A 26304-nucleotide genomic window follows, 5' to 3' on the forward strand; every position below is an offset into this window, starting at 1 on the left:
AATACGGAAGAACCGTGGCATATCGATTGATGTTGCCACGGTTCTTGTTCTTTATACATAGGGTTCGGAGCATGAACGGGAAGGGGAGCTGAATAAAAAAAACGAATGTATGTTCGAAAAAAAGCTTGGCAAACGTGTCAAAACAAGGTATGATAAGACTATCAACAGTGAAGGGTTGTGGAACAATTGTCAGATCGTCGTGCTGCGCTGGAAATGGCGCTTCGCCAGATAGAGAAACAGTTCGGAAAAGGTTCCATCATGAAACTGGGTGAATCCACCCATATGCAGGTAGAGATTGTGCCAAGCGGATCGTTGGCATTGGATATAGCTTTAGGAACCGGCGGCTTGCCTAGAGGCCGGATTATTGAAGTGTACGGACCGGAATCCTCCGGTAAAACAACAGTAGCCCTGCATGCTATCGCAGAGGTTCAGAAGGCTGGCGGACAAGCTGCATTTATTGATGCCGAGCATGCTCTGGATCCATCCTATGCAAACAAATTGGGCGTTAACATTGATGAATTGCTGCTCTCCCAACCGGATACGGGCGAGCAGGCGCTGGAAATTGCAGAAGCTCTGGTACGGAGCGGCGCCGTCGATGTCATCGTTATTGACTCGGTCGCCGCGCTTGTACCGAAAGCCGAGATCGAAGGCGACATGGGTGATTCCCACGTGGGTCTGCAAGCCCGTCTGATGTCCCAGGCTCTTCGTAAATTGTCGGGTGCCATCAATAAGTCGAAAACGATTGCCATCTTTATCAACCAGCTTCGCGAGAAGGTTGGCGTTATGTTCGGTAACCCTGAAACAACCCCAGGCGGACGTGCTCTGAAGTTCTATTCCACGGTTCGTTTGGACGTGCGTCGAATTGAGAGCATCAAAATGGGCAACGATGTGGTGGGTAACCGCACACGGATTAAGGTTGTTAAGAACAAGGTAGCTCCACCTTTCAAACAGGCCGAGCTTGATATTATGTACGGCGAAGGCATCTCTAGAGAGGGAAGCCTGATCGATATCGGTACGGAACTGGATATCGTGGATAAGAGCGGAGCATGGTATTCTTATGCCGGTGACCGTCTTGGTCAAGGCCGCGAGAATGCGAAGCAATTCTTGAAGGAGAATCCGGAGATCGCCAGCGTGATCGAGAACAAGATCCGTGAAGCGAGTAACCTGACGACCGTTGTTCCTGAGGCTTCCGATAAGGAGAAGGAACAAGAGCAATTGGAAGAGCAAGAGTTGTTTAAGGTAGAGTAATAAATCGCTGGTTAACGATGACAGTGTTGGGGACCGTCCGGTGTGGGTAACGCCAGACGGTCTTCTTTGCATTTATTTCTGCCGAATCATTGGTCTTGACGATGTGTCGAGAAGCGTGCAGCCGTGAAGGGAGCGTCGTATGGATATAGAGAATAAAGGAATGTCGGGGCAGGCGGATTCCTCGGGAATTGGACATTTTCCGGAAGACGAGGATCTGGTCATAACCTCTGTCGAAATGCTGAAAAAGCCCAAACACCGGTATCAAATCGCGTTCGGTCCGTACCTTATGACCGTTCATGAAGACGTGATGCTTAAATATCGCATGTTAAAGGGAAATGTTTTTCGCAAGGAAGAGCTGCAGGAGATTGTCGTGGCAGATGAGCGGCAGCGGGCTTACGTGGAAGCGCTGAATCATTTGGCGCGGAAACCAAGGACGACGCAAGAGATCACGCAGCGTTTGCAGCAAAAGGGGTTCGAGCCCAGCAGCGTGGAGACGACGCTGGAACGCCTCGAGAAGGACAAGCTGGTGGATGACGCGCTGTACGCTAAGATGTGGGCAGAGCAGCGCATGACCAGCCATAAGAAGGGACGGCTGTGGGTTAAGCAGGAGCTGAGGCAGAAGGGAATCGGCACCGAGCTGATTTCGGAGGCTTTGGGCGAGATCAGCGCAGAATCGGAGTTGGAGAGCTGCCTGGCCGTGGGACGAAAAAAATGGCAGCAAACCCAAGGAGAGCTGCTGGATCGCAAACGTAAAACCGGAGCATATTTAATGCGTAGGGGTTTTGGGGGAGAGCCTGTGCGCCAGGCACTCAAAATTCTGATCGAAGAGGAGCAGGAGAAAGGCGAATGGGACGAAGAGCCGTATGATTTTGAATAAAGCACAAGCAGGTGTGCATTTTTTCGCTAAAAGAAATGGTTTCACTGGATGAAACTGACGTTTACCCATTGCTTTCCCTTGACAATATCTTTTTATAAATACTAAAATAAATATGAATCTTTTTATCATAAATTAGAATCCTTTTTCCTTCCAAAAAAGTGACTACTTTGTGAAAGATTCTTAAATCGCCAATTCATAGTGAAATGTATTCCGCTGGCTAAGGCGGGATTTGCGTACGATCATTATGGCGTGCGCAGTATGGACGGCAGCTTCCACTGCCGGAAAATTTTATGTATGAATGAGTAACCTGACAATTGCACATTTTCCCAAGGAATGCCTTGGAGGAAACAACGAGGAGGTGAACAGATGGAAACTTGGATCTGGATCATAATCGTTCTCGCTGTAGCCGCTATATTCTTTGGGTTCGGTTATTTTATTCGCAAATCCCTTGCAGAAGCTAAAATTTCCAGTGCCGAGCATGCCGCTTTGCAGATCGTCGAAAGTGCGAAGAAGGAAGCAGAAGCATTGAAGAAAGAAACGGTTCTCGAAGCTAAAGACGAAGTTCATAAAATCAGAGCCGAAGCTGAAAAAGACACTCGCGAGCGCCGGAATGAAATTCAACGGCAGGAGCGCAGATTGTTGCAAAAGGAAGAGTCGCTGGATAAAAAAATAGAATCTTTGGAACGTAAAGAAGAACAAGTGGCGAACAAAGAGAAACGAATAGAGGAAACCCAGCAGCAAATCGATGCAATTTACAAGAAGCAAACGACAGAACTGGAGCGCATCTCCAACCTGACGATGGAGGATGCCCGCAGCATCATTCTCAGCAATGTCGAGCAAGAAGTTCGTCATGAAACCGCTCAGATGATCAAAGAAATCGAGCAGCAGGCGAAGGAAGAAGCAGATAAGAAATCACGCGAGATCATCACGCTGGCTATTCAACGCTGTGCGGCTGATCACGTAGCTGAGACCACGGTTTCTGTTGTCACCTTGCCGAACGAAGAAATGAAAGGCCGGATTATCGGACGTGAAGGCCGAAACATTCGTGCGCTTGAGACCCTTACAGGGATTGACCTTATTATCGATGATACTCCGGAAGCTGTCATTCTGTCCGGATTTGATCCGATTCGCCGTGAAATTGCCCGTACGGCTTTGGAAAAGCTCGTGGCGGACGGACGGATTCATCCGGCTCGTATCGAAGAAATGGTGGAGAAATCCCGCAAGGAAGTGGACGAACGCATTCGCGAGTATGGGGAACAAGCCACTTTCGAGGTTGGCGTACACGGTTTGCATCCGGATTTGATCAAAATTCTGGGTCGACTGAAATTCCGTACGAGCTATGGACAAAATGTGTTGAAACACTCCATGGAAGTGGCCTATTTGACTGGCCTGATGGCCGGCGAACTGGGCGAAGACATCGTGCTTGCGAAACGGGCAGGACTGTTGCATGACATCGGTAAAGCGCTGGATCATGAAGTGGAAGGATCGCACGTTGAAATCGGCGTGGAGCTGGCGAAGAAGTATAAGGAACATCCGGTGGTTATCAACAGCATTGCCTCCCATCACGGTGATTGCGAAGCAACTTCGGTTATCGCCATGCTGGTGGGCGCAGCCGACGCATTGTCCGCTGCCAGACCGGGAGCACGCAGAGAGACGCTTGAGACGTACATCCGTCGTCTTGAGAAGCTCGAGGAAATTTCCGAATCCTTTGAAGGCGTTGAGAAATCCTACGCCATTCAAGCAGGACGTGAAGTTCGCGTCATGGTACAGCCGGAAAAAATCGACGATGCCGAAGCATTCCGCTTGGCACGCGACATTACCAAAACGATTGAAAATGAACTGGACTATCCGGGTCATATTAAAGTCACCGTTATCCGGGAAACCCGTGCGGTCGATTACGCGAAATAGAGTTTGGACCTTAAAAAGTGGCCGCATTCCGGCCACTTTTTATCTTTAAGATATCCGAAAATACATATCGGACTATCCATGAATCGGGAACCGACCTGCCTGGGATCAAGTCAGGACAGGACAGGCTCCCCCTGAAGGAGTGATTGACATCAAAGTATTATTCATCGGAGACATTGTCGGCAGCACAGGACGCAAGGCGCTGAAAGCTTCCCTTCCGGAGCTGAAGTCCAAATATAATCCGCACATCATTATTGCCAATGGGGAGAACGCGGCTTCAGGACGCGGCATCACCTCGGCCATCGCCAATGAATTTTTCAATTGGGGCATTCATGGCATCACCTTGGGAAACCACACGTGGGATAACAAGGATATATTTGAATTTATCGACGACGAACCCCGCATGGTTCGCCCGGCGAACTTTCCGCCCGGCACGCCCGGCCGCGGATACACCGTCATTAAAGCGAACGGCAAACAGCTGGCGATCGTGAATCTGCAGGGACGGACATTCCTGCCAGCCATCGATTGCCCGTTCCGGGCCGCCGATGACATCGTGGATACACTGCGCCAAAAGCACAAATGCATCCTTGTGGATTTTCATGCTGAAGCGACCTCGGAGAAAATTGCCATGGGAAGGCATCTGGAAGGCCGTGCCTCGATGGTGGTCGGCACGCACACCCACGTGCAGAGCAATGACGATACCATACTCCCGGGAGGAACGGCATACATTACGGATACCGGCATGGTGGGCTCAAAGGAAGGCATCCTCGGCATGCAGCGCGATGCGGTCATGTATAAATTCAAGACCCAGCTTCCTGCCCGTTTCCAGGTCGACGAAGGCAAATGGCAGTTCCACGCCGTATGCGTGGACATGGATGAGGAGACGGGAAAAGCCCGGAAGATCCAAAAAATCCGCATGTACGAAGATGAATGGCGGATGGATTAAAAACGTCAAAATCCGTTTAATTAAATTAGGTACGGATGGTAAAAAGCAGGAATTTTTTCCCCTCTCACGAATAACATCTAGTAAGCGGAAGCAAACCATCACTCAACATTCCCAGGGGAGGTACTTACCATGGAAGTATTAAAAGTTTCAGCAAAATCCAATCCTAATTCGGTTGCAGGGGCGCTCGCTGGAGTTCTTCGGGAGCGGGGCGGAGCGGAACTGCAAGCGATTGGGGCGGGAGCACTGAACCAGGCCATTAAAGCGGTAGCGATTGCCCGGGGATTTGTAGCACCGAGCGGGGTGGATTTGATATGCATCCCTGCTTTTACGGATATTGTGATTGATGGCGAAGACCGGACGGCAATTAAATTGATCGTGGAACCTAGATAAATTTCGAATGTTGAGGATGAGCCTGTTTACTCTGCTTAGCGTAAACGCTGTGACAGGTCAGAAGGGGGATGAGCGGCACGATGCGGACGGTTGATTTTCACTGCGATGTTTTGAGCAAAATGTGGGAAGATCCCAAAGCCTCTTTTGTGGACGGCCCGCATTTGGATGTAACGATGCAGCGTTTGGAGCGCGGGGATCTGGCGCTTCAGGTATTCGCTGTGTTCTTGTCGGAAAAATTCGGGAGGCCCTCCTTTGAGCGCGTGCTGGCCCAATTGGATGTATTCCGAAGCCGCATCGTGAACGCGGGTCATCTGAAGCCCCTGCTCTGGCGGGAACAAGTCCGGGAGATGAGACAACGCAAAACGGAGCGGTACGGCGTCCTGTCGCTGGAAGGCGTTGACGGGCTGGAGGGCAATCTGTATTATGTTCAGCTTTTATTTGATATGGGCGTACGATTGATGGGAGTTACCTGGAATTATGCCAACTGGGCAGCGGATGGCGTGCTGGAGCAGCGAAACGGCGGGTTTACGGAACGGGGACGTCAGCTGATCGAACAATGTCATAGAACAGGCATCATTCTGGATGTGTCCCATCTGTCCCAGGCCGGTTTCTGGGAACTGGCGGAGCTGACTCAGCGGCCCGTCATTGCTTCGCATTCCAATGCCTACTCCATTTGCCCGCATCCCCGGAATTTGAGCGATGAACAGATACGGGCACTGATAGCGTTAAACGGCATGATCGGCATCACGTTTGTGCCCTGGTTTATCCGCAGCGGTGTCCAGCGAGTGACGCCGGAGGACGTCCTGCCGCACATCGAGAAGATTTGTGAGCTGGGCGGAGAGAAGCACATCATGTTCGGGTCGGATTTCGACGGAATCGATCAGTGGATCGAAGGGCTGGAGCATCCGGGCCGGTATCCGGATTTTCAGGAGCTGCTGCTCAAGTTTTATCCCGAATCGACGGTCAAGGGCTGGATGTCGGATAATCCGCTGCGTTTTCTTGAACAGCATTTGCCTGCATCGCCGGTTCAAGAATATGAACATGACGCATAACATCCTGGATTCGAGGGTAACTATGACAATCCTGTTGCAGATCGCGCAAGAAACCAAAGAAGGCGGCCTGAAACACGCGGGTTGCCTTTTTATTTTTGGGTAATAGAGAGTATAATAGGTGATGGCATGTACAGCATATAGAGAAAAACAAGGAGTGAGACAGATGAGTAAAACTGTACCCGTGGGTGTATCCGCCCGCCATATTCATTTAACCCAAGAGCATATTGAGGCATTGTTCGGCCCTGGATATCAACTTACAGAGTTCAAACCTTTGTCCCAGCCAGGACAATTCGCGGCCAACGAAACGGTAGCGGTCATTGGAACGAAGGGACAATTCGATAAAGTAAGAATATTGGGACCTGCGCGTCCTGCAACCCAACTGGAAATTTCACGTACGGATTCTTTTGCCATCGGCGTGAAAGCACCCGTGCGCGAATCCGGAAACATTGCCGGAACCCCGGGAATCACGATTAAAGGCCCGGCAGGTGAAGTAACGGTGGACGAAGGCGTCATCGTGGCCGCTCGTCATATTCACTTCCATACATCCGATGCGGAGCAGTGGGGCATCAAGGACAAGGACCTGCTCAAAGTGCGCCTAGGCGGCGAACGCGGCCTCGTGCTGGAGAACGTCATTGCCCGCGTATCCGACAATTTTGCGCTCGACATGCACATCGACACCGATGAGGCCAACGCAGCCGGCGCCAAAACCGGAGACACTGCTGAAATTATTGATTAATCCGCGGCTTTAGAAAGCCATAAGAACATACTGTATGTGTCACGCATGCGCAGCTTTTACAAGTTCGCAGTCAAGAAGAGCCTGGATCGATTCATCGATGCCAGGCTCTTTTTTGGAAATTCCAAGTTTACGGGCGGCGTGCTGCCGAACATGCGGAGAAGAAAATCAACGGCCAAGGAACGCTCTAATAGCACCAGGGTGGTAGCTTAGGCATAAAGATCATGATATAATTTAAAACAGTGCCTATTAAGCAATATTGTCATGTAAACCAGAGATTTTGCGGATCTAAGGAGTGACCTAGCATGTCCAAAGAAAGTAAGGACTACTCCAAGTATTTTGATTTTTCAGGAGCCAAAGTTCTCTCGGAAGACGAACACGGGAAGAGAATTCGCATCAACGGCCGGGAAATCAACATTCTTTCGGAGCCTAATCATAGACAGGAAAAACAACGCGGCAAACAGAGTGTCGAAGTCCTGTACGATACCGAGCTGCCTGAGGAGTTCCGAAGCATCGGGGCTGGCAAGCATTACATCGTGTATACGTACGGATGCCAGATGAATGAGCATGATTCCGAGACGATTAAGGGATTGCTGGAGCAGATGGGCTACCGGGCAACCGAGGATCGCAAGCAGGCGGACATCATTTTGCTCAACACATGTGCCATTCGTGAGAATGCGGAGGACAAGGTGTTTGGCGAACTCGGCCACCTGAAGCATCTGAAGACGGAAAAGCCGGATATGCTGCTTGGGGTTTGCGGCTGCATGTCGCAGGAAGAATCGGTGGTGAATCGAATTCTCCAAAAGCACGGCTTCGTGGATCTGATCTTCGGCACGCATAACGTACATCGTCTGCCTCACTTGATTCAGGAAGCGCTCTTCAGCAAGGAAATGGTGGTTGAAGTGTGGTCCAAGGAAGGCGACATTGTCGAGAATCTTCCGAAGAAAAGGGAAGGTCTCCGCGGCTGGGTCAACATTATGTACGGCTGTGATAAATTCTGTACATACTGCATCGTCCCTTACACCCGCGGCAAGGAACGCAGCCGGCGTCCGGAGGACGTCATTGCCGAGGTTCGCGAATTGGCCCGTCAAGGGTATAAGGAAATTACGCTGCTCGGTCAAAACGTGAATGCGTACGGCAAAGATTTTGAAGATATCCAGTATCGCTTCGGCGATCTGATGGATGATATTCACAAAATCGATATCCCGCGCGTTCGCTTCACGACATCCCATCCAAGGGACTTCGACGATCATCTGATCGAGGTGCTGGCGAAGGGCGGCAACCTGGTGGAGCATATTCATCTGCCGGTGCAGTCGGGAAGCTCGCAAGTGCTCAAGAAAATGAGCCGGAAATATACCCGCGAGACGTATTTGGAACTGGCCCATAAGATTAAGAAGGCGATTCCCAATGTAGCGTTCACCACCGACATCATTGTCGGTTTCCCCGGCGAAACCGATGAGCAGTTTGAGGAGACGCTGTCCCTGGTACGGGAAGTAGGTTATGACTCTGCGTATACCTTTATTTATTCTCCGCGCGAAGGAACGCCGGCAGCGGTGATGGAGGATAACGTGCCGATGGAGGTTAAGAGCGAGCGTCTGCAGCGCTTGAACGCCGCCATTAATGAATACAGCCGCAAGAGCAACGACAGGCTGCTTGGATCTACGGTGGAGGTCCTGGTAGAAGGAGTCAGCAAGAACAATGATTCCATGCTGTCCGGACGCACGCGCACGAACAAGCTGGTGCATTTTGAAGGCTCAACGGAACTCGTAGGCAGCTTCGTGAATGTACGGATCACGGATACGAAGACCTGGTATATCAAAGGGGATATGATCCCGGACGCGATTCCTGCCTCAGATGCGGTATAATGGAGGGGCAAGAAGCATGCCAATGCAGCATAGACCGTTACCGCAATGGATCCATGCCTGCATATACCCATATAGATGATGAAGAATTGGAGCGATGAACCTTGGCACATGATCATGTTCGTACCAACACCTACGGTATGTCCACTTACAATACGCGTGAATTGATTATACGCGACGATATTCTGGCGAAAGCCGGCGAGCTGGCGAATTTAATATCCACAAGCGAAGAAGTTCAGATGTTTAAGCAAGCGGAAGAGAAGATCCAGAATCACGAACGGGTCCAAAACCTGATCAAAACCATTAAGAAAAAGCAAAAAGAAATCGTAGCTTTTGAAACGTTCCAGAACAAGGACATGGTAGCAAAAATCGAACGCGAGATCGAAGAGCTGCAGGAGGAGATTGACAGCATTCCGCTCGTGATGGAGTTCCAGCAAAGTCAGAGCGACATTAATTATCTCCTTCAGCTGGTCGTGTCCGTGATTCACGATACCGTTTCGGAAAAAGTGAACGTGGAAACAGGCAAAGATACGCCGCCAAGCAGCTGCGGATAGAGGAAACGAGGTGCGGAATGGTTCCGCACCTTTTCTGTTCTTGTTAAGGCATGCACAGAATGAGGATGGATAGGGCATAGTAAACTTATATAGAGATTGGGCTAGGAAATCCTTGACATCATTTTTAAATATGTCATAATGAAATTATCAAATTAATAGTTATGGTGATGGAAATGACGGATCGCGAACAGGCGCCAAAGAGCAGTGCCAAGAAATACAGAACACCGGACGGTGTGCCCGCCGATATCGTGATGTTTACCCTGACGAAGCGGGAACGGAAGACCTTTACCAAGACACTGCCCATTCGGGAGCTTAAGGTGATGCTGATCCGGCGCAGGTCATGGCCTTGTGCCGGCATGTGGGCGCTTCCCGGCGGTTTTTGCCGTGAAAGCGAGTCGATTTACGATGCCGCCAAACGGGAGCTGAAGGAAGAGACCGGGGTGGACGGCGGACACTTGGAGTACTTGGGCGTGTATAGCGCGCCGGGACGTGATCCAAGAGGCTGGATTATCAGCCATGCCTTCTATGCGCTCGTAGAGGAGTGGATGCTGGAGCACCGCCAGGCTGCCGATGACGCGGAAGAGGTTGGCCTGTTTACGGTCGCGGAAGCTTTGGAGGAGCTGGAGCTTGCTTTTGACCACAGGGATATTATTATGGATGCTTACCGCAAGATTCAGCTGCAAATGCTGCAAACGACGATTGCCAGGCAGTTTTTGCCGGAGCATTTTACGCTGAGCGAGTTATACCAGGTCATCCAGACGGTTGTGCCCGAGTTCAACGAACCCAACTTTATCCGTAAAATCACATCGACCCGCAGCAGACAGGGGATACTGGAAGAAGCGCGGGATGAGAACGGCAAGCCGCTAAGCTCCAACCAATATTCCCAACGTCCGGCCCAATTGTACCGATTTACGGATCATGCGCCGCTGCTATCGATTTATACGTAGCAGGTCTATGATTCAACCGCTGTTATTTTATCGATCACATTAATCATATCGTAGAGGAGTGTGTCAGATGAAAGCCTTAATCGTGATAGATTTCACGAATGATTTCGTGGATGGTAACCTGCCGGTAGGGAAGCCCGCCATCGACATTCAGAAGACCATTGCAGAGTTGACCCGATTATACAGCGATCGCGGAGATTTTGTCGTCATGGCCGTGGACCTGCATGAGCAGGACGACGCTTTTCACCCCGAAACCAAGCTGTTTCCTCCGCATAACATCCGGGGAACCCGGGGGCGGGAATTATACGGCGAGTTACAACAGGTCTATGAGGATCGCAAGGATACGATCTATTGGATGGATAAAACAAGATACAGCGCATTCTGCGGTACGGATCTGAACCAGAAGCTGCGGGAACGCGGGATTACCGAAGTCGATCTTGTCGGGGTATGCACCGACATCTGCGTGCTGCATACTGCCGTGGATGCGTATAATTACGGATACAAAATAACGGTCTATGAGGATGGCGTTGCCAGCTTCAATCCGGAGGGGCATAAGTGGGCGTTAAGCCACTTTCAGGGCAGTCTCGGGGCAGCCGTTGTGCGAAGCGAAGAATTTCTTAATCGATAGACAGCTCGAACTACCCGGAAGCATGGATGAACCGGGTCATACTGGAGGATGATCGTGATGCTGACAGCAGGATTAGCACTACATACGGACAAATACCAGATCAACATGATGTATGCGCATTGGATTAACGGCTCTCATCGTACGCGTGCGGTGTTTGAGGGATATTTCCGCAAGCTGCCGTTCGGTAACGGGTACGCCGTTTTTGCCGGACTGGAAAGGATCGTGCATTATATCGAGTCCTTGCGTTTCTCGGATGAGGATATCGCGTATCTGGCCAAACAGGAAGAGAAGTATAAGCCTGAATTTCTGGAGGAGCTTCGCCGCTTCCGGTTTCAAGGGAATATTCATTCCATGAAGGAGGGGGCGCTGGTATTCCCGAACGAACCGCTCATTCGGGTGGAAGGCACCATTTTCGAGACGCAGCTGGTCGAAACCGCGCTCCTGAACTTCATGAATTTTCAGACCTTGATCGCGACCAAGGCCTCCCGCATCCGTCAGGTGGCCGGCGGCGATACCTTGCTGGAGTTTGGCACAAGACGCGCGCAGGAAGCGGATGCGGCCGTGTGGGGAGCCCGTGCAGCGTATCTGGCCGGCTTCCATGCTACCTCGAATATGCTGGCCGGCGAGAAATTCGGCATTCCGACCAAAGGCACGCATGCGCATTCCTGGGTGCAGACCTTCCGGAGCGAGCAGGAGGCATTTGATATTTTTGCCGAGGTCATGCCGGATCAAGTGACGCTGCTGGTGGATACCTTCGATACGTTAAAGAGCGGGATTCCCCATGCCATCGCGACAGCGAAGAAGCTGGAGGCCCAAGGAAAGCGGATGAATGCCATTCGTCTGGACAGCGGGGATTTGGCTTACCTGTCGATTCAGGCAAGGAAGATGCTGGATGAGGCCGGTCTTCATTACGTCGGCATCGTGGCTTCCAACGATCTGGATGAAGGAACGATTCTGGATCTCAAGGCACAGGGGGCTAAAGTGGATACTTGGGGCGTCGGTACCCAGCTGATCACGGCAGCCGACCAGCCTGCGCTCGGAGGCGTTTATAAGCTGGTGGAGCGGGAGGTTGACGGGAAAATGGTACCGACCATCAAAATCTCGGGCAACCCTGAAAAAGTGTCCACCCCCGGCAAAAAGGACGTGTACCGCATCATATCCAAGGGCAGCGGCAAAGCGATCGCCGATTACATCTGCTTCCCGGAAGAGGAAATGCCGCCGGAAAGCGGCAAGCTGAAGCTATTTAATCCGCTGCATCCTTACATGCGCAAAAACGTGAAGAACTTTGAAGCGGTGTCCATGCTGGAACCGATATTCCAGAATGGCGAATTGGTGTATGTACTGCCGGAGCTGGAGGAAATCCGCAGCTATCATGACGCACAGCTGGGACAGTTCTGGCCCGAGTATTTGCGTAAGCTGAATCCGGAGATATACCGCGTGAACCTGAGCGAAGAGGTCTGGGAAGTGAAACAGCGGATGATGGCCGAGTTCATGGAACAGCATGAAGATTAGAATATAAAATGCACCAATGAAAAAGACGCTTCCCCAATCTTGCCGCTTGGCAGGAGAAGGGAGCGTCTTTTGGTATTTGGCCTATAGGTCAAGTCGATCCACTATGCTTCCGTTGACGTCACGCGCGGTGAGATGAACCTTGTCCTTGTTCTCTAGCATGTCGGGCTGGCGTTCGTAATACCATATGTACAAATCTTCACTGACATCCGGCCTCAGTTGTTGGTAGGGTATGGTATGTGCCGGCTGACCATTTACATGAATCCGAATGGGCTCTGTGCTTCTATACAGGCCAAAGACGAGTGATGAATCCATGCTTGTCTCCGAGAATACGGACGGAGAAGAGGGATTCTTGGGAGAAGGGTATAATATAGATACGGCGGACATCTTCCATCCGAACCATCCTTTGGTATAGACGGATAATTGTAGTCCCGCTCTAGATGTCACCACGAAAGAATAAGCCTTCTCAGAGGTTAATTCGGATTGTATGATTTCAGCATGATTAATGCTGTAAGGTGCTTCAAAAAAAGCATGTTTCTCCTCGAATACCGCCGCTTCGATCGAGCGGTGTGTGCTTGTGTATTCGTAGATCCCTGTCATTAATATGAAGAGGAGGCCGATTAGTACGTACACTTTGAGACCAGGCCAGGTAATTAAAGGGAAAACCCAGAAGACGAGTCTAAACAGCGTTAGAACGAGACCCAAGCTTAGAAAGAAAACGAGAAACGAGCCGGCAATGCCCCCTGATTGTGTATGTATACCAAGGAATCCAAAAATCTGGTTGATCGGTTTATGGACGACCGGTAACAGAAATAGTGTCACCAGAGTGAGCCAGAATGAGAAGCGGAAGGATCTACGTCTAGATCCATAATCAAAATGAGTCATAACGTGGATTTCAACTCCAGCTGATAATTTTTTTATAAAAGTATTCTTTTTTCCATAATAACACAATTCTGATTATAAAAGACGATACTGGATCATTTCTCGGGAAAGCGCATAAGTCGCCATATTCCGAGAGCATGTATAAAGCTTCGACTTGTTCATGGTGCCAATCCAGATTGCTTTACAGCACCTAAACTAACCCAAGGAGTGATATGTGTGGACAACGAAACCGAATTTCAAGCCTATGTGCTTCGTCGAGATGAGCATGGGGTTCGCGGCAGCGTGGAGAACATGAGTTTGGATCGGCTGCCCGAAGGCGACGTTATCGTGCGGGTGTTATACAGCGGGGTTAACTATAAAGACGGGCTGGCCAGCATACCGGAAGGAAAAATTGTCCGCCGGTACCCGTTCATTCCGGGCATTGACCTGGCAGGGACGGTCGTGCATTCCGCTCATGCGGATTACAAGGAGGGCGATGCCGTTCTTTGTACCGGTTATGAATTAGGGGTATCTCATGAAGGCGGGTTCAGCCAATATGCGAGGGTAAAGGGAGAATGGCTTGTCCCGCTGCCGCAGGGCTTGTCACCGCGTGATGCGATGGCCATCGGAACTGCAGGGTTTACGGCTGCATTATCGATAGAAGCCTTGATACGGAATGGACTGCGGCAGGAACAGGGTTCCGTCCTAGTTACGGGAGCAACGGGGGGAGTAGGCAGCTTCGCAGTGTCCATCCTAAGCCAGTTAGGCTATCACGTGACGGCATCCACAGGAAAATCCAGTCAGAGGAACTGGCTTTTACAGCTGGGAGCCCATGAAGTGATATCCAGGGAAGAAGCTGCGGCTGCCTCCAAGGGGGCCATCTCTGCCGAGCGATGGGCAGCCGTGGTAGATCCCGTCGGTGGTAATCACTTGGGCGCCATCCTGAAAAGCGTACAATACGGCGGAAGCGTCGCCGTTTCCGGCATGACGGGCGGCGGTGCGTTTGAAACGACGGTGTTTCCGTTCATACTGAGGGGAATCAATCTCCTGGGCATCGACTCGGTGTACTGCCCAATGGCCTACCGCCGATCAGTATGGTCGAAGCTGGCCGATGAATGGAAGCCGGCATCCGTGCTTCAAGAAGGAATTACCGATTACGGACTAACCGATCTGCCTGTAGTGCTGAACACCATTCTTAAAGGCGGGGCGGTTGGAAGAAGCGTCATCGCTTTGTAATATTACCCTGATTTCGCATACGCATAATGTTCCTCATCCTCAGGCAATCTAAGGGAAGGCAACCTCTGACACCTAAGGAAGGGTGAGTGAACATGAATTATCGCAGAATCGTCACCGCTTTATTGCTTTGTTCCATTCTTGCCATATCGGTCGGTTGTTCCAAGCAGGTGGCCAAGGACGAGATGCGCCTATATAACATGAGGGCTTACGAGGAAGGCTCCAGAGAGGCCCGGATATCTGGCCGGGGCATGAACGGAAAATTCCTTGAGGATCTCCAAGCCTCGTTCAACCAGGCCAATATGCCGTTGACCAACGAAACCTATGTAGAGGACAACGTCGGCAATATCACGTATCAATACCGGATCAATTATGATGCAAGCCAGTTTATTACCGTGTATGTCTATCAGGATCAAGCGGCCAGGGAAAAAGGGCTCAAGGAAATCTATGGCGTAACGGAAGGGGATGCCAATGCGGCCGGCGGGCATAATCTGATCATAAGTGACAAGGAAACGTCCATCGTATATACGTCGACGGGCGACAAAACGGATAACTATTATGATCAGGTCAAAAAAATAGCGCCCTCCCTGCTCGCCAAACATCAACGACGCGCCAGCAGTTAGGATACAGCTAAGGCCGGATGCCCATATGCATCCGGCCTTTTGCATGGTGCCAGGCGTGAGTTGGTTATGATCGGTGTTTATCCAGCTCATATTTGACGTGCCGCAGCTCAGGCAGGAGGATACGGTTCATCGCAAGTTTTACGGCGCCGCTGGAACCCGGCATCGAGAAGACGGCCGTGTGGCTTATCGTGCCGCCGATCGCGCGGCTTAAAATAGCCGCAGACCCGATATCTTCGGTGAAGCTAAGGAAGCGGAAGATCTCTCCGAATCCCGGGAGTTCTTTATCCAGCAGCGAAGAGACCGCTTCATAGGTGGTATCCCGGCTCGAGATGCCTGTTCCGCCGGTTAATAACACGATATCGATCTCCGGAGCGCTGACCGCGGAATAAATCGTTTCACGGATCGTTTCGTAGTCGTCTGGAACAATGCTGTATGACACGACCGCATGTCCGGCTTCTTCAAGCAAGCCGATCATCAGTTTGCCGCTCTTGTCCGTGTCCTTCGTTCGCGTGTCCGAAACCGTAATCACCATACAGTTCACGGAAGCGGGGGATTGCTGTTTATGTTCTTGCGTCGAATTCATGCGTTATGACAACTCCTGTTCAGTTAATGGCGGGACGCTTGCGGTTGACGGATGAAATGTAGTACACTCGCTAGCATAATAAACAATGTGCGCAAAGGAGTATGGAACGTGGAGCACGTAACACCCATTTATATTTTATCAGGTTTTCTCGGCAGTGGAAAAACGACATTGCTTAGCCGCCTCATTGCCTCCTTCAAGCAGCAGGGATTGCGGCCGGCCATTGTCATGAACGAGATCGGCGAGGTTAACATTGAAGGGCTGGCAGCCGATGAAGCGGTGCCGACTGCAGAGATGCTGAGCGGCTGCATCTGTTGCACCATTCGTTCCGATTTATCATCCGAAATCGCGATGCTGATCCAGCGGGAGCGGCCGGATGTCATCGTTATCGAAGCGACGGGGATCGCCAATCCGATGGAGATTCTGGACGCAACCGCGGAAGCTTCATTATATATGAGAATTGACGTGAAAAAACTGATCACCGTCGTGGATGCCGCGCATCTGCTGCATTTGAACATAGAGCAGAAGGGAAAGACCTACCGGTTGATGCAGGAGCAGATTCGCGCAGCCTCCGCGCTTGTCCTTAATAAAATGGACCTGGTCGAGGACCGGGACAGAGAGACGATTCGAGAGCTGGTGAAGCGGTGGAATCCGCATGCCCCGATTGTTCCTTCGGTGCGCTGCGACTTGAATGTTGAAGATTTGCTGCAAAGCGATCCCGGGGAACGGAACGAGCATTCGATTGTACATCATCGCGAGGCCGGGGATGCCCATGAGCACACAGACAAGAACGAGCAAGCCAACAGCCATAAGCATGACCACAACCATACACATGAACATGGCTCCCATGATCATGTCATGTCGTACACATACTACTTCAGCCATCCGGTAAACAGCGTGGAGTTCGAACGATTGATAGCCGGGCTGCCAAGAGATGTATACCGGGCGAAGGGCATTCTCACTTTCAGCGATACGAACAGCCGTTTTTTGTTCCAGTACGCGTTTCGCGAATCCGATTTCATGAAAATAACGCCCCAGGGCCAAGTGCCGGATGTGGTGGTGTTTATCGGGGAGCATTTTCAGAAATCGCTGCTAAGGGAGCAGCTTGAACAGCTGGAGGGGAAGACAAGCCGGGCATAAGTCAGCCATTTTTTGCCTGACCATTCTGGGCAATTGTACCTTGGGACTTTCTGGCCGGGTTTGATTCAGAGGGCAGTCGAACGTTTAATACAAAGGCATAGCGTAATAACTACAAGGAGGATCTATCCAATGTTAAATGAACTCAAATATAAAGAATGCATCGAAGCATGTCTCCAATGTATGAACGCTTGCAATGTATGCTATGTATCCTGCCTGAAAGAATACGAGCTGGCCATGCTTCGCGATTGTATTACACTCGATAGAGAGTGTGCGGATATTTGCGCGTTTGCGGCTCAAGCCATGTCCCGCAAAAGCCCTTACGTTAAGGAGATTTGCGAGCTGTGCATCAAGGCATGCCTGGCTTGCGCGGAAGAGTGCGAGAAGCATGATCATGAGCATTGCAAACAATGTGCGGAAGCATGCCGGAAATGTGCCGAGGCATGCCGCGAAATGCTGAGCCACGTTTAATCTAACAAGTTTCTAATGCGTGATATAATTAGGCCTGATTTCCGATTAGGAGGTCAGGCTTTTCATTTGCGGTTCGAGTAATGGATTTTACTAACTCCGAATTTTCCCCTATGATAGATGTGTGAGAGGGAAGAACAATATGGGTAAAAAGAATGAGGTTGTAAGATGAACAGTTCCGTTGGCAAGAACAATCGGCATGTCAAAAACCTGAATCGTATCGGCATAATCGCGCTGCTCCGCGACTACGGCAGTTTAACGAAAGCGGAAATCGCGGCCAAGATGAATTTGACGTTTACCGCCGTGAACAATTTGGTGGATGAGCTGATGAAGGATCGATTGATTGCTGAAGCCGGGTTTTACGACGAGTCCAGCCGGGGCAGGAAGCCCAAACTCATCTCCTTGAATCCCGGTGATATTTACACGGTTGGCGTTCATATCAGCGCCTCCTCTGTAAGAGCGGCTGTCATTAATTTGCAGGGGAAAGCGATGATGGAGAAACGTTCCTCCTTTGAAAATAACGCCAATCGCGGCAGCGTGGTGAATGTCATAATCTCCACGATCCAAGACGTATTGGACGAGTCGGGCCTGAAGTCCCAAATCATCGGTATAGGGGTAGGAGCACCGGGACCGCTTGATCCGGTCCAAGGCAAGATTCTGTCTCCGCCGAACCTTCCCGGACTGCATCAGGTACGATTAAAGGGACTGATCGAGGAGAATACGGAGCTTCCGACGCAAATCGAGAAGGACGCTAACGTGATGGCACTCGGTGAGTTATGGTATGGAAACGGCAGGCATTTCAACCATTTGGTATATGTGGATGCGGATATCGGGATCGGAAGCGGATTGATCTTCAACCAGAAAATATATCAGGGTTACCCTTATGGAGCCGGTGAGATCGGGCACTGCACGATCGATATTGACGGTCCGCGCTGCAATTGCGGCAATACCGGCTGCCTGGAAGCGATCGCATCCGGTATGGCCATCGTCCGCAGGGTCGGAGAAGAGCTGCGGCGCGGAGCTGTCAGTTCTCTTCAATCCTCGTTTGATGGCAATGATCACGGATTGGACATCACCGATGTGATCACGGCCGGTCTGGACGGAGATCCATTGGCTGCCAATATGCTGAACGAATCGGCTCGTTATGTCGGTATATCCCTGGCTAATGTCATTAACCTGCTAACCCCGGAAACGATGATCATCGGTGGAGTCCTTGCGAACCGGTACCCGGATTACTTCACATATGTAAGAGAAACATCATATAACAGAAGCTTGTCCAGCTTTCACGATAAAATCGTGCTTCAGCCATCCGAGTTGGGAGAGTATGCGGGCGTCATAGGCGCCGGCACGATCGTGTTCGAAAAATACCTGAACGAAATACAAACACCAGAATACGTGAACAGGAGTTGAAGTGTTTGCAGGAGCTGCTGGAATTGAACGGAGTACATAAGCGTTTCGGCAAGTATGCCGTCCTGCATAACATCACCTGGAGCATCTCCCGCGCTGAGTGCGTTGCGATAACGGGAAGCAATGGCGCAGGCAAGAGCACCATGCTGCATGTGATAGCGGGGCTTGCTAACCCGTCTGAAGGGTCCAGGATCGAATATGGGACATCGCTGCGCGTCGGCTATGTACCGGAACGTTTTCCTGCGCTGCGGTTTCGCCCTTCCGAATATTTGCGCCATATGGCCGGCATTCAGGGCATGGACAAACAAGAAGCCGCGAAGCGGATCGATGCCATGCTGAATGTGTTTCAATTGCAGGACATGAAGATGACGCTATGCTCCAAGGGGATGCTGCAAAAGGTCAATATCATGCAGGCCTTGCTTAGCCAGCCCGATCTGCTGCTTCTGGATGAGCCGCTTTCGGGATTGGACGAGTCCTCCCAGATGGAGATGATCGGCATTCTGACCGAGATCAAAAGACAAGGAACGGCTATCGTGATGTCCGTTCACGAGCCGCTGCTTATTGCATCGCTGGCTGACCGGGAGACGCGGCTGCGGCAGGGGCGGATCGAGCGGGACGGATTGCTTGAAAGGAGTCCGCATTTAGAGCGGATGAAGCTGGAATTCACGCACGTTTCGCCAGACAACATGCTGGAGCTTGAACGCCGCCCCGGGTTTCTCTACTGGATATCCAGAGGCAACCCGGCATCGATGATGGTTACGCGGCAGGCAACGGACGACATGCTGCTGGAAATTTTGCAGTCTGGCGGTTCGCTGATACGGCTTGAGCCTTGGCGCGGGGAGATGAAAGAGCCCGAGCGCCCGGGTTCGGGCCAGCCTATGGAGGGGGAGGGAACATGATGGGATCCCTGATTCGTTACTTGCTTGCCAGTTACACAAGATCTTATCGATACTTCGCTCCGATTGCATTCATGCTGATCTCGGTGGTGTTCCTCTACTCCTACCGGCCTAACCCGATCATGGACAGTTATGCCGTGACGGCAGTCTTTCTGTTTGTCGGCTCAGCTTGGCTGGGGTTGAATTTCCACAATCACGATCTAGGGCGTCAAACGATGCTCCTGATTGTTCATAGCGGCAAGGCCCTACGGTTTTATGCCGCCCAATATATCACGGTAAGTCTTCTGTCCATCCTATTCAGTGCATTCGCTGTCCTTTATCCTGTCATGTTCGGGATGTTCGATAAGCCGATTACATTCTCCGAGCTTGCACTTGGTTATGCGGGACATGTCGCAATGTCCTTGCTGGGCATTTCGCTGTCCGTTTTCTTTCAGTTCGGCTTCATGGAGAACCAGGGAAGAGCGGCAGGGTTACTATTCATCGTGATCATTGTTTCCTTGGCCGGTCAATCCATTGTCCAGTTCGATCATGCTTATTGGGGAATCATCCCTTACTTGCTGCCGCCTGTCTCCGTCATGATGGACCTGTTCATGCATGCCGACGAGCGGTCACCGGCCGTCAAACTCCTGACGATCGCCTATTCCTTCATCTACGGATTTATATTACTGGCTGTTTATCTATGGACGGCTTCCCGCAAGGATGCGGCGTCCATGATCCGAAAAGTAGGTTGAAGTAGGAGGAGTCTTCCTTTACCATAGGAATATACACAAATAGAAACGGTAAAGACAGCCAATACTAGAGGAGGATACCATGAAACAAACTCGACTGCTGGACAGTGACCACTCCAAAGAGCTGTTTGCCTATTTCGGATTAGCGGTGTATTATTCACAGGCCCTTGAGCAGCAGCTCGCGAATTTGTTGATGCTGATCAAGCTTTCTCAAGGGAATGTGCCTTCAGAGGAAGATTTCACCCAATTATATCAGCGGAAACTAAGCAGCTCCCTGGGCCAGCTGGTCCATGAGATCCAGCATTACTTTCCGTTCTCCGAGGAAGAGACGCTTCAATTAAAAGAAGTATGGAAGCAGCGAAACTATATCGTTCATGATTATTTCAAAGAACGGATCCATGAGACGTTTAGCCCGGCCGGCCGTTCCCGAATGATTCGGGAGCTGACGGCATTTAAGGACCAAGCCCAAGCGCTGGAGCAGAAGCTTCAAGGTTACTCCCGCGAGATGTATATAAAGCTGGGCCTGGATAGCGAAAAAAGCGTGTAGAAGAAAATGCGCTTCAGATGAAACATATTCCAGCACCTCTGCGTCAGGAATAATAGGAGGTGTAACTATGAAAAAAACAACCAAATTATTAACCGCTATGCTTGTCACTTCGTCATTGCTCGGTGCCGGCGCCGCCTCTGCTTTTACGGATATACAAGAGGAGAAGCCATTGCAAATGGTGAAGGAACTGCAATCGAAAGGGATTATCCAGGGCATCAGCGCCGACAAATTCGCTCCGTCCAAGACGATAACGACCGCTCAGGCGGTGCAAATGATCGTGAATGCGGCCGGCCTGGAGGTGCAGCCGAACTTTACGGGCCGCTCGTTCGACAGTGTTCCGAAGGATGCTTGGTTTGCCGAAGCCGTGAACATTGCGGCTCAGAACGGATTGTCGGTATCCGCGGACATGAAATGGAATGAGCCGATCACGCGCGAAGGGTTCGCGACCTTGCTCTCGGAAGCAATTCAGAAGACCGGGAATTATCCCGTGATCATGATGTATTTGCATGTGGCCGACGAGGATCTGATGAAAGAGGAGAGCCGGGGGGCCGTGCAATTCCTGCTGTTAACCAAAATCGCGAAGCTGGACGCGAACGACAAGTTCCATCCAACGAAGAGTTTATCGCGAATCGAAGCCGCAGAGCTCGTATACAATTCCATTCGCTTCATTGAGGAGCATCAGAAGAACATGACACCCGAAGAGCCGGCGCAATCTGAACCGGATGTAAGCACAAGCGTTGTCAAGGTGGACGAATCGCAGAACAAAGTCACGGTAACCAAGGAAGATCTGCCGAATCCGGGATATGGCATTAAAATTACTTCGGTCGACTATGTAAGCGACACCGAAGCCGTAATCTACTTCAAGGTGGTGCAACCCGATCCGGACAAAATGTACCCGCAGGTCATCTCAAAATCGTCCGATGACGTGCTCGTGCCGTCCAAATACACCAAAATCACGGTCAAAGCAGCCGGTACTCTTGATTCGGCAAAGTAATTCTTGTCATGTGCCGCCAGAATACGATGTAAAAAAGAAGGCTGTCCCCAAGCGAATGATACATTCGACAGGGACAGCCTTTTTATAGCGTCGGAAAGTATAAACTTCGAAGCTTGGAACTTCCGGATATCGCAAGAAAAACTACGATTAACCTCGGTCTGTCTTCAATGACTGCGTTAGCTTTGCCTAACTTGATCTATAAATGCCCTCCGGCCAATTTGCTGTTGGAAGCGGCCAGCACCGTTTCCTTATTCTCCGGAACCGAAGGCGAGCTTCCTTGCTGGAGCTGGTACATTTTAAAGTACCTTCCGCCCAAGGCCATCAATTCGTCATGGGAACCCTGCTCCACGATTTCTCCGCGGTGAAGGACCAGAATCTGATCGGCGCTGCGGATCGTGGATAAGCGGTGAGCGATGATAAACGTTGTACGTCCGCGCTTCAGAACCTCCAGCGCGTCTTGAATCAAGGCTTCCGTCTCGGTATCGATGTTAGCGGTGGCCTCATCAAGGATCAGTATGGCCGGGTTGAACGCCAATGCACGGGCAAACGAGATCAACTGGCGCTGACCGGCGGAAAGCGTGCTGCCTTTCTCCAGCACCGGCTCATCAAAGCCTTGCGGCAGATGGGCCAGGAGCCGATCTGCACCTACGTCGCGAAGGGCCTGCTCTACCTGTTCACGGGTAATGTCCGGATCGCCCAGGCTGACATTGGATGCAATGGTGCCGGTGAACAGGTACGGATCCTGCAGCACGATTCCCATATGCTTGCGGAGCCACTGCTTCGGAATATCGGTGACAGGCTGGCCGTCAATCGTGATGGTGCCTTTTTGCGGGTCGTAGAAACGGAACAGCAGATTGATGATGGAGCTTTTGCCCGAGCCCGTATGCCCGACAAGCGCAACCGTCTGTCCTTGCTTCGCTTCAAACGAAATGTTCTTCAGCACGTAGTCCTTCTTGTAAGCGAACGATACGTCCTGAAACTCCACATTCCCCAAATATCGCGGCATGGAGCCGTCCGTTACTTTTTCGCCCGTTTCATCCATCAGCTCGAATACCCGCTTGGCGGAGACGATGGAGGTATCGAGCGCGGCCAGCTGGTTGACCATGCCGGTAATCGGCTGGAACATGCGGCCGAGCAGATCGACGAAGGCGTACAGCACGCCGATCGAAACGATCCCGGCACCGTTCAGCGATGCCGAACCGAAATACCAGAGCACGACCACAAAGGAAACGTTACGCAGCACATTGACCAGGTTGTGCGTGGTGAAGGAATTCAGATTCAGCATTTTGTTCTGATGGGCCATGTAATCCGCGTTTAGCGCCTCGAACTCGTCCTGGGTCGCTTTTTGGCGGCGGAATACACGGATGATGGCCATACCCTGAATGGATTCATTGATAATGGCGTTAATCTCGCTCAGACGGGAGCGGATGACCGTATTGTATTTGGTTGCGAATTTACGGTACAGGATGGTCCATACAATCAGCATCGGGATGACAAACAAACTGATCAAGCCCAGTCTGACGTCCAGAAGGAACAGGGCGACATAAACACCCGTGATATAGACGGCGCCGGAGCTGAAGTTGGATAATACCGCAACGAACAGGTCCTTTACCGCTTCGGTGTCATTGGTTACCCGGGATACGACTTTGCCAGCCGGCAGATTATCGAAGAAGTTGACGGGCAAGCGCTGTATATGGGCATATACATCGGTACGCAGCTTCTGGATGACCCGATTGGCTGCCGATTGGAGCCAGTACGTTCTGCCGAATACCGTTATCATGGAGATCAGAAGACAGATCAGGAACAGGCCGACGAGTTTATAAATGCTGGGCAGCTCGGGCTTGTAAAATTCAAACAGCTGTTCCTTGGTTAATTTGACGGCCGGGTATTGCAGCTCTTCCGAGGCGTAGGAAATCGTCAATACGCCATCCTGGAAGGAACGGTTTCCCTCGGTTCGGGTTACCGGCTCATCAATGAAATAGAAGCTGCGGCCTGCCTGAACGAGGCGCACTTCCCGGCCTCGCGTCTCGCCTTCCTGAAAGCGATCCTCGCGTTTATAATAAGTTCCGTTATAGGATGCGGCACCCTGAGCCTGCGTCGTCTCATAATAGGGACGCTCGATGCCCAGGATATGCTCGTCGATCATCGTTTTCGCGATGAAGGGCCCTGCCAGCTCCGCGGCAACGCCGATGGCCAGCAGAATCAGGGCGGTGATGAAGGTGCCCTTAGCCGTTAAGGCATAGCGGAAGAGTCGTTTGGCAATTCCGGATTCATTCGAGATGGTTGTATCGCTTGGAGTCAATTAAGACACCTCCTCCGAGGTCAGATTGTTTTCCACCTGCTGGCGTTCGAATTGCTCGCGGTACCAGCCGCCGAGTTCCAGCAGTTCATCATGGGTTCCCTGCTCCGTGATTCGGCCGTCCTCCAGCACGACGATCAGATCGGCATGCTGGACCGCCGAGAGGCGATGCGTGGAGATCAGGGTCGTTTTACCGGCGCGCTTGCTCCGGATATTATCGATGATCCTGGCTTCCGTGCGCGCATCCACCGCGGACAAGGAATCGTCCAGAATCAGGATTTCAGGATCGCCGATGAAAGCCCGGGCCAGGGATACCCGCTGTTTTTGCCCGCCGGACAGCGCCACGCCTTTTTCGCCGACAACGGTATCAAGACCATCGGACAGGGTGACCAGATCGCGGTCAAACGCAGCGGTCGTAATCGCCTCCATGATCAATTCGTCGCTGGCATCTTTCTTGCCGAATTGGATGTTCTGGCGCACCGTCTTGGAGAACAGGATCTGCTCCTGCGGCACATACCCGATCCAGCCGTGGAGCTGATCGGTCGCGAGCCTCTCCATCGGCACGCCGGATATGAGGATATCCCCGGTTCCGGTCGGATACTCATGCAGAAGCTGCTTCAGCAGCGTCGATTTACCGCTGCCCGTGCGTCCTACAACGCCTAGCGTCTGCCCTTTTTGCAGCGTAAAGCTGATATTTTGCAAATTTTCGATCGTCGAGGTCGGGTAACGGAAGGTGACATCCTTAAATTGAATCGTGTCCGGAACCTTCACGTCTACGGGATCCGCGACGTCGGCAACATCCGGCGGCGTCTTCAAGGTTTCGTTGACCCGATCCAGCGAGGCGTTACCCCGCTGCATGATATTGATCAATTCCCCGATCGCAAACATCGGCCAAATCATCATCCCGAGGTACATATTGAACGATACGAGATCTCCGAGCGTGATTTGATTTTGGAACACGAGGTACACCCCGTAGGCCAAACCGATGACGTAGCTGAGACCGATGGAAAAATTGATGGTCGGCTCGAATAAGGCATCCACTTTGGCAACCGCCAGATTTTTGCGATATACGTCATCCGTAATATCCTGGAAGCGCTGTTGATCGGCGCGTTCTTGCACATAAGCGCGGATGACGCGCACGCCGGCTACGGACTCCAGCACCTGGTCGTTCATGTCTCCAAAGGCATCTTGAGCCAGCGTGTAGCGCTTATGAATGGCTCTTCCGTAGATCACCATGCCGATGGCAATGATCGGCATCGGCAGAATCGCCGCCAGCGTCAGCTTCCAGCTGACGATGAAACCCATGGCGAACAGGACGACGATCAAGTAGATGGTGGAGTCCGTCATGACGAGCATGCCGAAGCCGGCGGTTGCAGCCACGGAGCGAAGGTCATTCGTCGCCTTGGCCATCAGGTCCCCGGTACGGTTGCGCTCGAAAAACGGAGGAAGCATCCGCAGCAAATGGTTCATGTACCGGGTACGGAGCAGGCGTTCCACGAGGTTTGCTCCTCCGAATAAACGGTGCATCCATATGTACGTGGCACAATATACGACAGCAACGATGCCGAGAATCATGAGCAGGTATTGGACGAGGGACGCCCAGGTTATGGAACTGCTGACGATATCGTCAATGGCGTTTCCGAGCAGGAGCGGCGGCAGAAGCTCAACCAATCCGCAAAAGATGAGCAGCGCCAGGCCGATCAAATAACGTTTTTTCTCACGCTTGAAAAACCAGCCTAAATTTTTAAGTACGGCAAACACATTATCCCTTCCTTTCGTATCGTTCTGGCATCATATCATCCGCAAAAACCAAAAAAAGCACATCATCCGACGACGGACGATATGCTTCATTAATTTTGAACTTATCATACGCACGGTGATCA

General features: G+C 51.4%; 24 protein-coding genes. 21 read left to right on the forward strand and 3 right to left on the reverse strand.

What is annotated here, in order from left to right; genetic code table 11:
* Positions 1–186 precede the first annotated feature (186 nt).
* The 14 genes from recA to JNUCC32_RS05430 all read left to right on the forward strand — a co-directional run bounded on the left by recA (position 187) and on the right by JNUCC32_RS05430 (position 15365).
* Positions 187–1248 carry a recombinase RecA gene (recA, locus tag JNUCC32_RS05365; protein ID WP_096774482.1) on the forward strand — a complete coding sequence of 354 codons (1062 nt, stop codon included), beginning with the start codon at positions 187–189 and terminating at the stop codon, positions 1246–1248.
* Between the two features lie 139 nt (positions 1249–1387).
* Complete coding sequence (locus tag JNUCC32_RS05370; RefSeq protein ID WP_192571301.1) at positions 1388–2125, forward strand: regulatory protein RecX; 738 nt, start codon at positions 1388–1390, stop codon at positions 2123–2125.
* A gap of 366 nt (positions 2126–2491) precedes the next feature.
* Positions 2492–4033 (forward strand): ribonuclease Y, encoded by a 1542-nt coding sequence (rny, locus tag JNUCC32_RS05375; RefSeq protein WP_009589303.1) that lies wholly within the window; start codon positions 2492–2494, stop codon positions 4031–4033.
* Positions 4034–4172: 139 nt separating this feature from the next.
* The gene (locus JNUCC32_RS05380) at positions 4173–4976 is read left to right on the forward strand and encodes a TIGR00282 family metallophosphoesterase (protein ID WP_323373590.1); all 804 of its coding nucleotides are present in this window, start codon (positions 4173–4175) and stop codon (positions 4974–4976) included.
* 129 nt (positions 4977–5105) lie between these two features.
* The gene (locus JNUCC32_RS05385) at positions 5106–5366 is read left to right on the forward strand and encodes a stage V sporulation protein S (RefSeq protein WP_006211249.1); all 261 of its coding nucleotides are present in this window, start codon (positions 5106–5108) and stop codon (positions 5364–5366) included.
* Between the two features lie 80 nt (positions 5367–5446).
* The gene (locus JNUCC32_RS05390) at positions 5447–6418 is read left to right on the forward strand and encodes a dipeptidase (RefSeq protein WP_192571302.1); all 972 of its coding nucleotides are present in this window, start codon (positions 5447–5449) and stop codon (positions 6416–6418) included.
* Positions 6419–6581: 163 nt separating this feature from the next.
* On the forward strand, positions 6582–7154 hold the full coding sequence (gene pduL / locus JNUCC32_RS05395) for a phosphate propanoyltransferase (RefSeq protein ID WP_096774477.1): 573 nt from the start codon (positions 6582–6584) through the stop codon (positions 7152–7154).
* 302 nt (positions 7155–7456) lie between these two features.
* Entirely contained in the window at positions 7457–9016 is a 1560-nt protein-coding gene (gene miaB / locus JNUCC32_RS05400; RefSeq protein WP_015736274.1) for a tRNA (N6-isopentenyl adenosine(37)-C2)-methylthiotransferase MiaB, read from the forward strand.
* Between the two features lie 101 nt (positions 9017–9117).
* Complete coding sequence (locus JNUCC32_RS05405; protein WP_015736273.1) at positions 9118–9567, forward strand: YlbF/YmcA family competence regulator; 450 nt, start codon at positions 9118–9120, stop codon at positions 9565–9567.
* Positions 9568–9728: 161 nt separating this feature from the next.
* Positions 9729–10514, forward strand: coding sequence for an NUDIX hydrolase (locus JNUCC32_RS05410; RefSeq protein ID WP_015736272.1), 786 nt, complete (start codon positions 9729–9731; stop codon positions 10512–10514).
* A 67-nt stretch (positions 10515–10581) separates the two neighbouring features.
* On the forward strand, positions 10582–11139 hold the full coding sequence (locus JNUCC32_RS05415; RefSeq protein ID WP_015736271.1) for a cysteine hydrolase family protein: 558 nt from the start codon (positions 10582–10584) through the stop codon (positions 11137–11139).
* Between the two features lie 57 nt (positions 11140–11196).
* Positions 11197–12651, forward strand: coding sequence for a nicotinate phosphoribosyltransferase (locus JNUCC32_RS05420; RefSeq protein WP_192572602.1), 1455 nt, complete (start codon positions 11197–11199; stop codon positions 12649–12651).
* 1095 nt (positions 12652–13746) lie between these two features.
* On the forward strand, positions 13747–14745 hold the full coding sequence (locus tag JNUCC32_RS05425) for an NADPH:quinone oxidoreductase family protein (RefSeq protein WP_192571303.1): 999 nt from the start codon (positions 13747–13749) through the stop codon (positions 14743–14745).
* Between the two features lie 92 nt (positions 14746–14837).
* Positions 14838–15365, forward strand: coding sequence for a hypothetical protein (locus JNUCC32_RS05430; protein WP_096774472.1), 528 nt, complete (start codon positions 14838–14840; stop codon positions 15363–15365).
* A 64-nt stretch (positions 15366–15429) separates the two neighbouring features.
* On the opposite strand, the gene JNUCC32_RS05435 is transcribed toward JNUCC32_RS05430, so the two are convergent.
* Positions 15430–15948, reverse strand: coding sequence for a MogA/MoaB family molybdenum cofactor biosynthesis protein (locus JNUCC32_RS05435; RefSeq protein ID WP_192571304.1), 519 nt, complete (start codon positions 15946–15948; stop codon positions 15430–15432).
* Between the two features lie 108 nt (positions 15949–16056).
* Between JNUCC32_RS05435 and JNUCC32_RS05440 the strand changes: the two genes are divergently transcribed.
* The 7 genes from JNUCC32_RS05440 (at position 16057) to JNUCC32_RS05470 (ending at position 22122) form a co-directional block, all read left to right on the forward strand.
* Complete coding sequence (locus JNUCC32_RS05440) at positions 16057–17085, forward strand: CobW family GTP-binding protein (RefSeq protein WP_192571305.1); 1029 nt, start codon at positions 16057–16059, stop codon at positions 17083–17085.
* Between the two features lie 129 nt (positions 17086–17214).
* Positions 17215–17553 (forward strand): four-helix bundle copper-binding protein, encoded by a 339-nt coding sequence (locus JNUCC32_RS05445; protein WP_009590455.1) that lies wholly within the window; start codon positions 17215–17217, stop codon positions 17551–17553.
* Between the two features lie 165 nt (positions 17554–17718).
* Positions 17719–18960, forward strand: coding sequence for an ROK family protein (locus tag JNUCC32_RS05450; protein WP_192571306.1), 1242 nt, complete (start codon positions 17719–17721; stop codon positions 18958–18960).
* Between the two features lie 5 nt (positions 18961–18965).
* Positions 18966–19856 (forward strand): ATP-binding cassette domain-containing protein, encoded by an 891-nt coding sequence (locus tag JNUCC32_RS05455; RefSeq protein WP_192571307.1) that lies wholly within the window; start codon positions 18966–18968, stop codon positions 19854–19856.
* On the forward strand, positions 19853–20584 hold the full coding sequence (locus JNUCC32_RS05460) for a hypothetical protein (RefSeq protein WP_192571308.1): 732 nt from the start codon (positions 19853–19855) through the stop codon (positions 20582–20584). The genes JNUCC32_RS05455 and JNUCC32_RS05460 overlap by 4 nt, the downstream gene beginning before the upstream one ends.
* A 79-nt stretch (positions 20585–20663) precedes the next feature.
* Positions 20664–21128 (forward strand): hypothetical protein, encoded by a 465-nt coding sequence (locus JNUCC32_RS05465; protein ID WP_015736261.1) that lies wholly within the window; start codon positions 20664–20666, stop codon positions 21126–21128.
* 67 nt (positions 21129–21195) lie between these two features.
* Positions 21196–22122: an S-layer homology domain-containing protein gene (locus JNUCC32_RS05470; RefSeq protein WP_192571309.1), complete on the forward strand. Its 927-nt coding sequence runs from the start codon at positions 21196–21198 to the stop codon at positions 22120–22122.
* A 196-nt stretch (positions 22123–22318) separates the two neighbouring features.
* Here JNUCC32_RS05470 and JNUCC32_RS05475 read toward each other — a convergent pair whose 3' ends face one another.
* Both JNUCC32_RS05475 and JNUCC32_RS05480 read right to left on the reverse strand, forming a co-directional pair.
* Positions 22319–24424, reverse strand: a complete 2106-nt coding sequence (locus JNUCC32_RS05475; RefSeq protein WP_192571310.1) for an ABC transporter ATP-binding protein — start codon at positions 24422–24424, stop codon at positions 22319–22321.
* On the reverse strand, positions 24425–26182 hold the full coding sequence (locus tag JNUCC32_RS05480; protein ID WP_192571311.1) for an ABC transporter ATP-binding protein: 1758 nt from the start codon (positions 26180–26182) through the stop codon (positions 24425–24427). It lies immediately after the preceding gene.
* Positions 26183–26304 lie beyond the last annotated feature (122 nt).

Origin of the sequence: Paenibacillus sp. JNUCC32, assembly GCF_014863545.1 — a bacterium.
Classification (GTDB): domain Bacteria; phylum Bacillota; class Bacilli; order Paenibacillales; family Paenibacillaceae; genus Paenibacillus_AQ; species Paenibacillus_AQ lautus_A.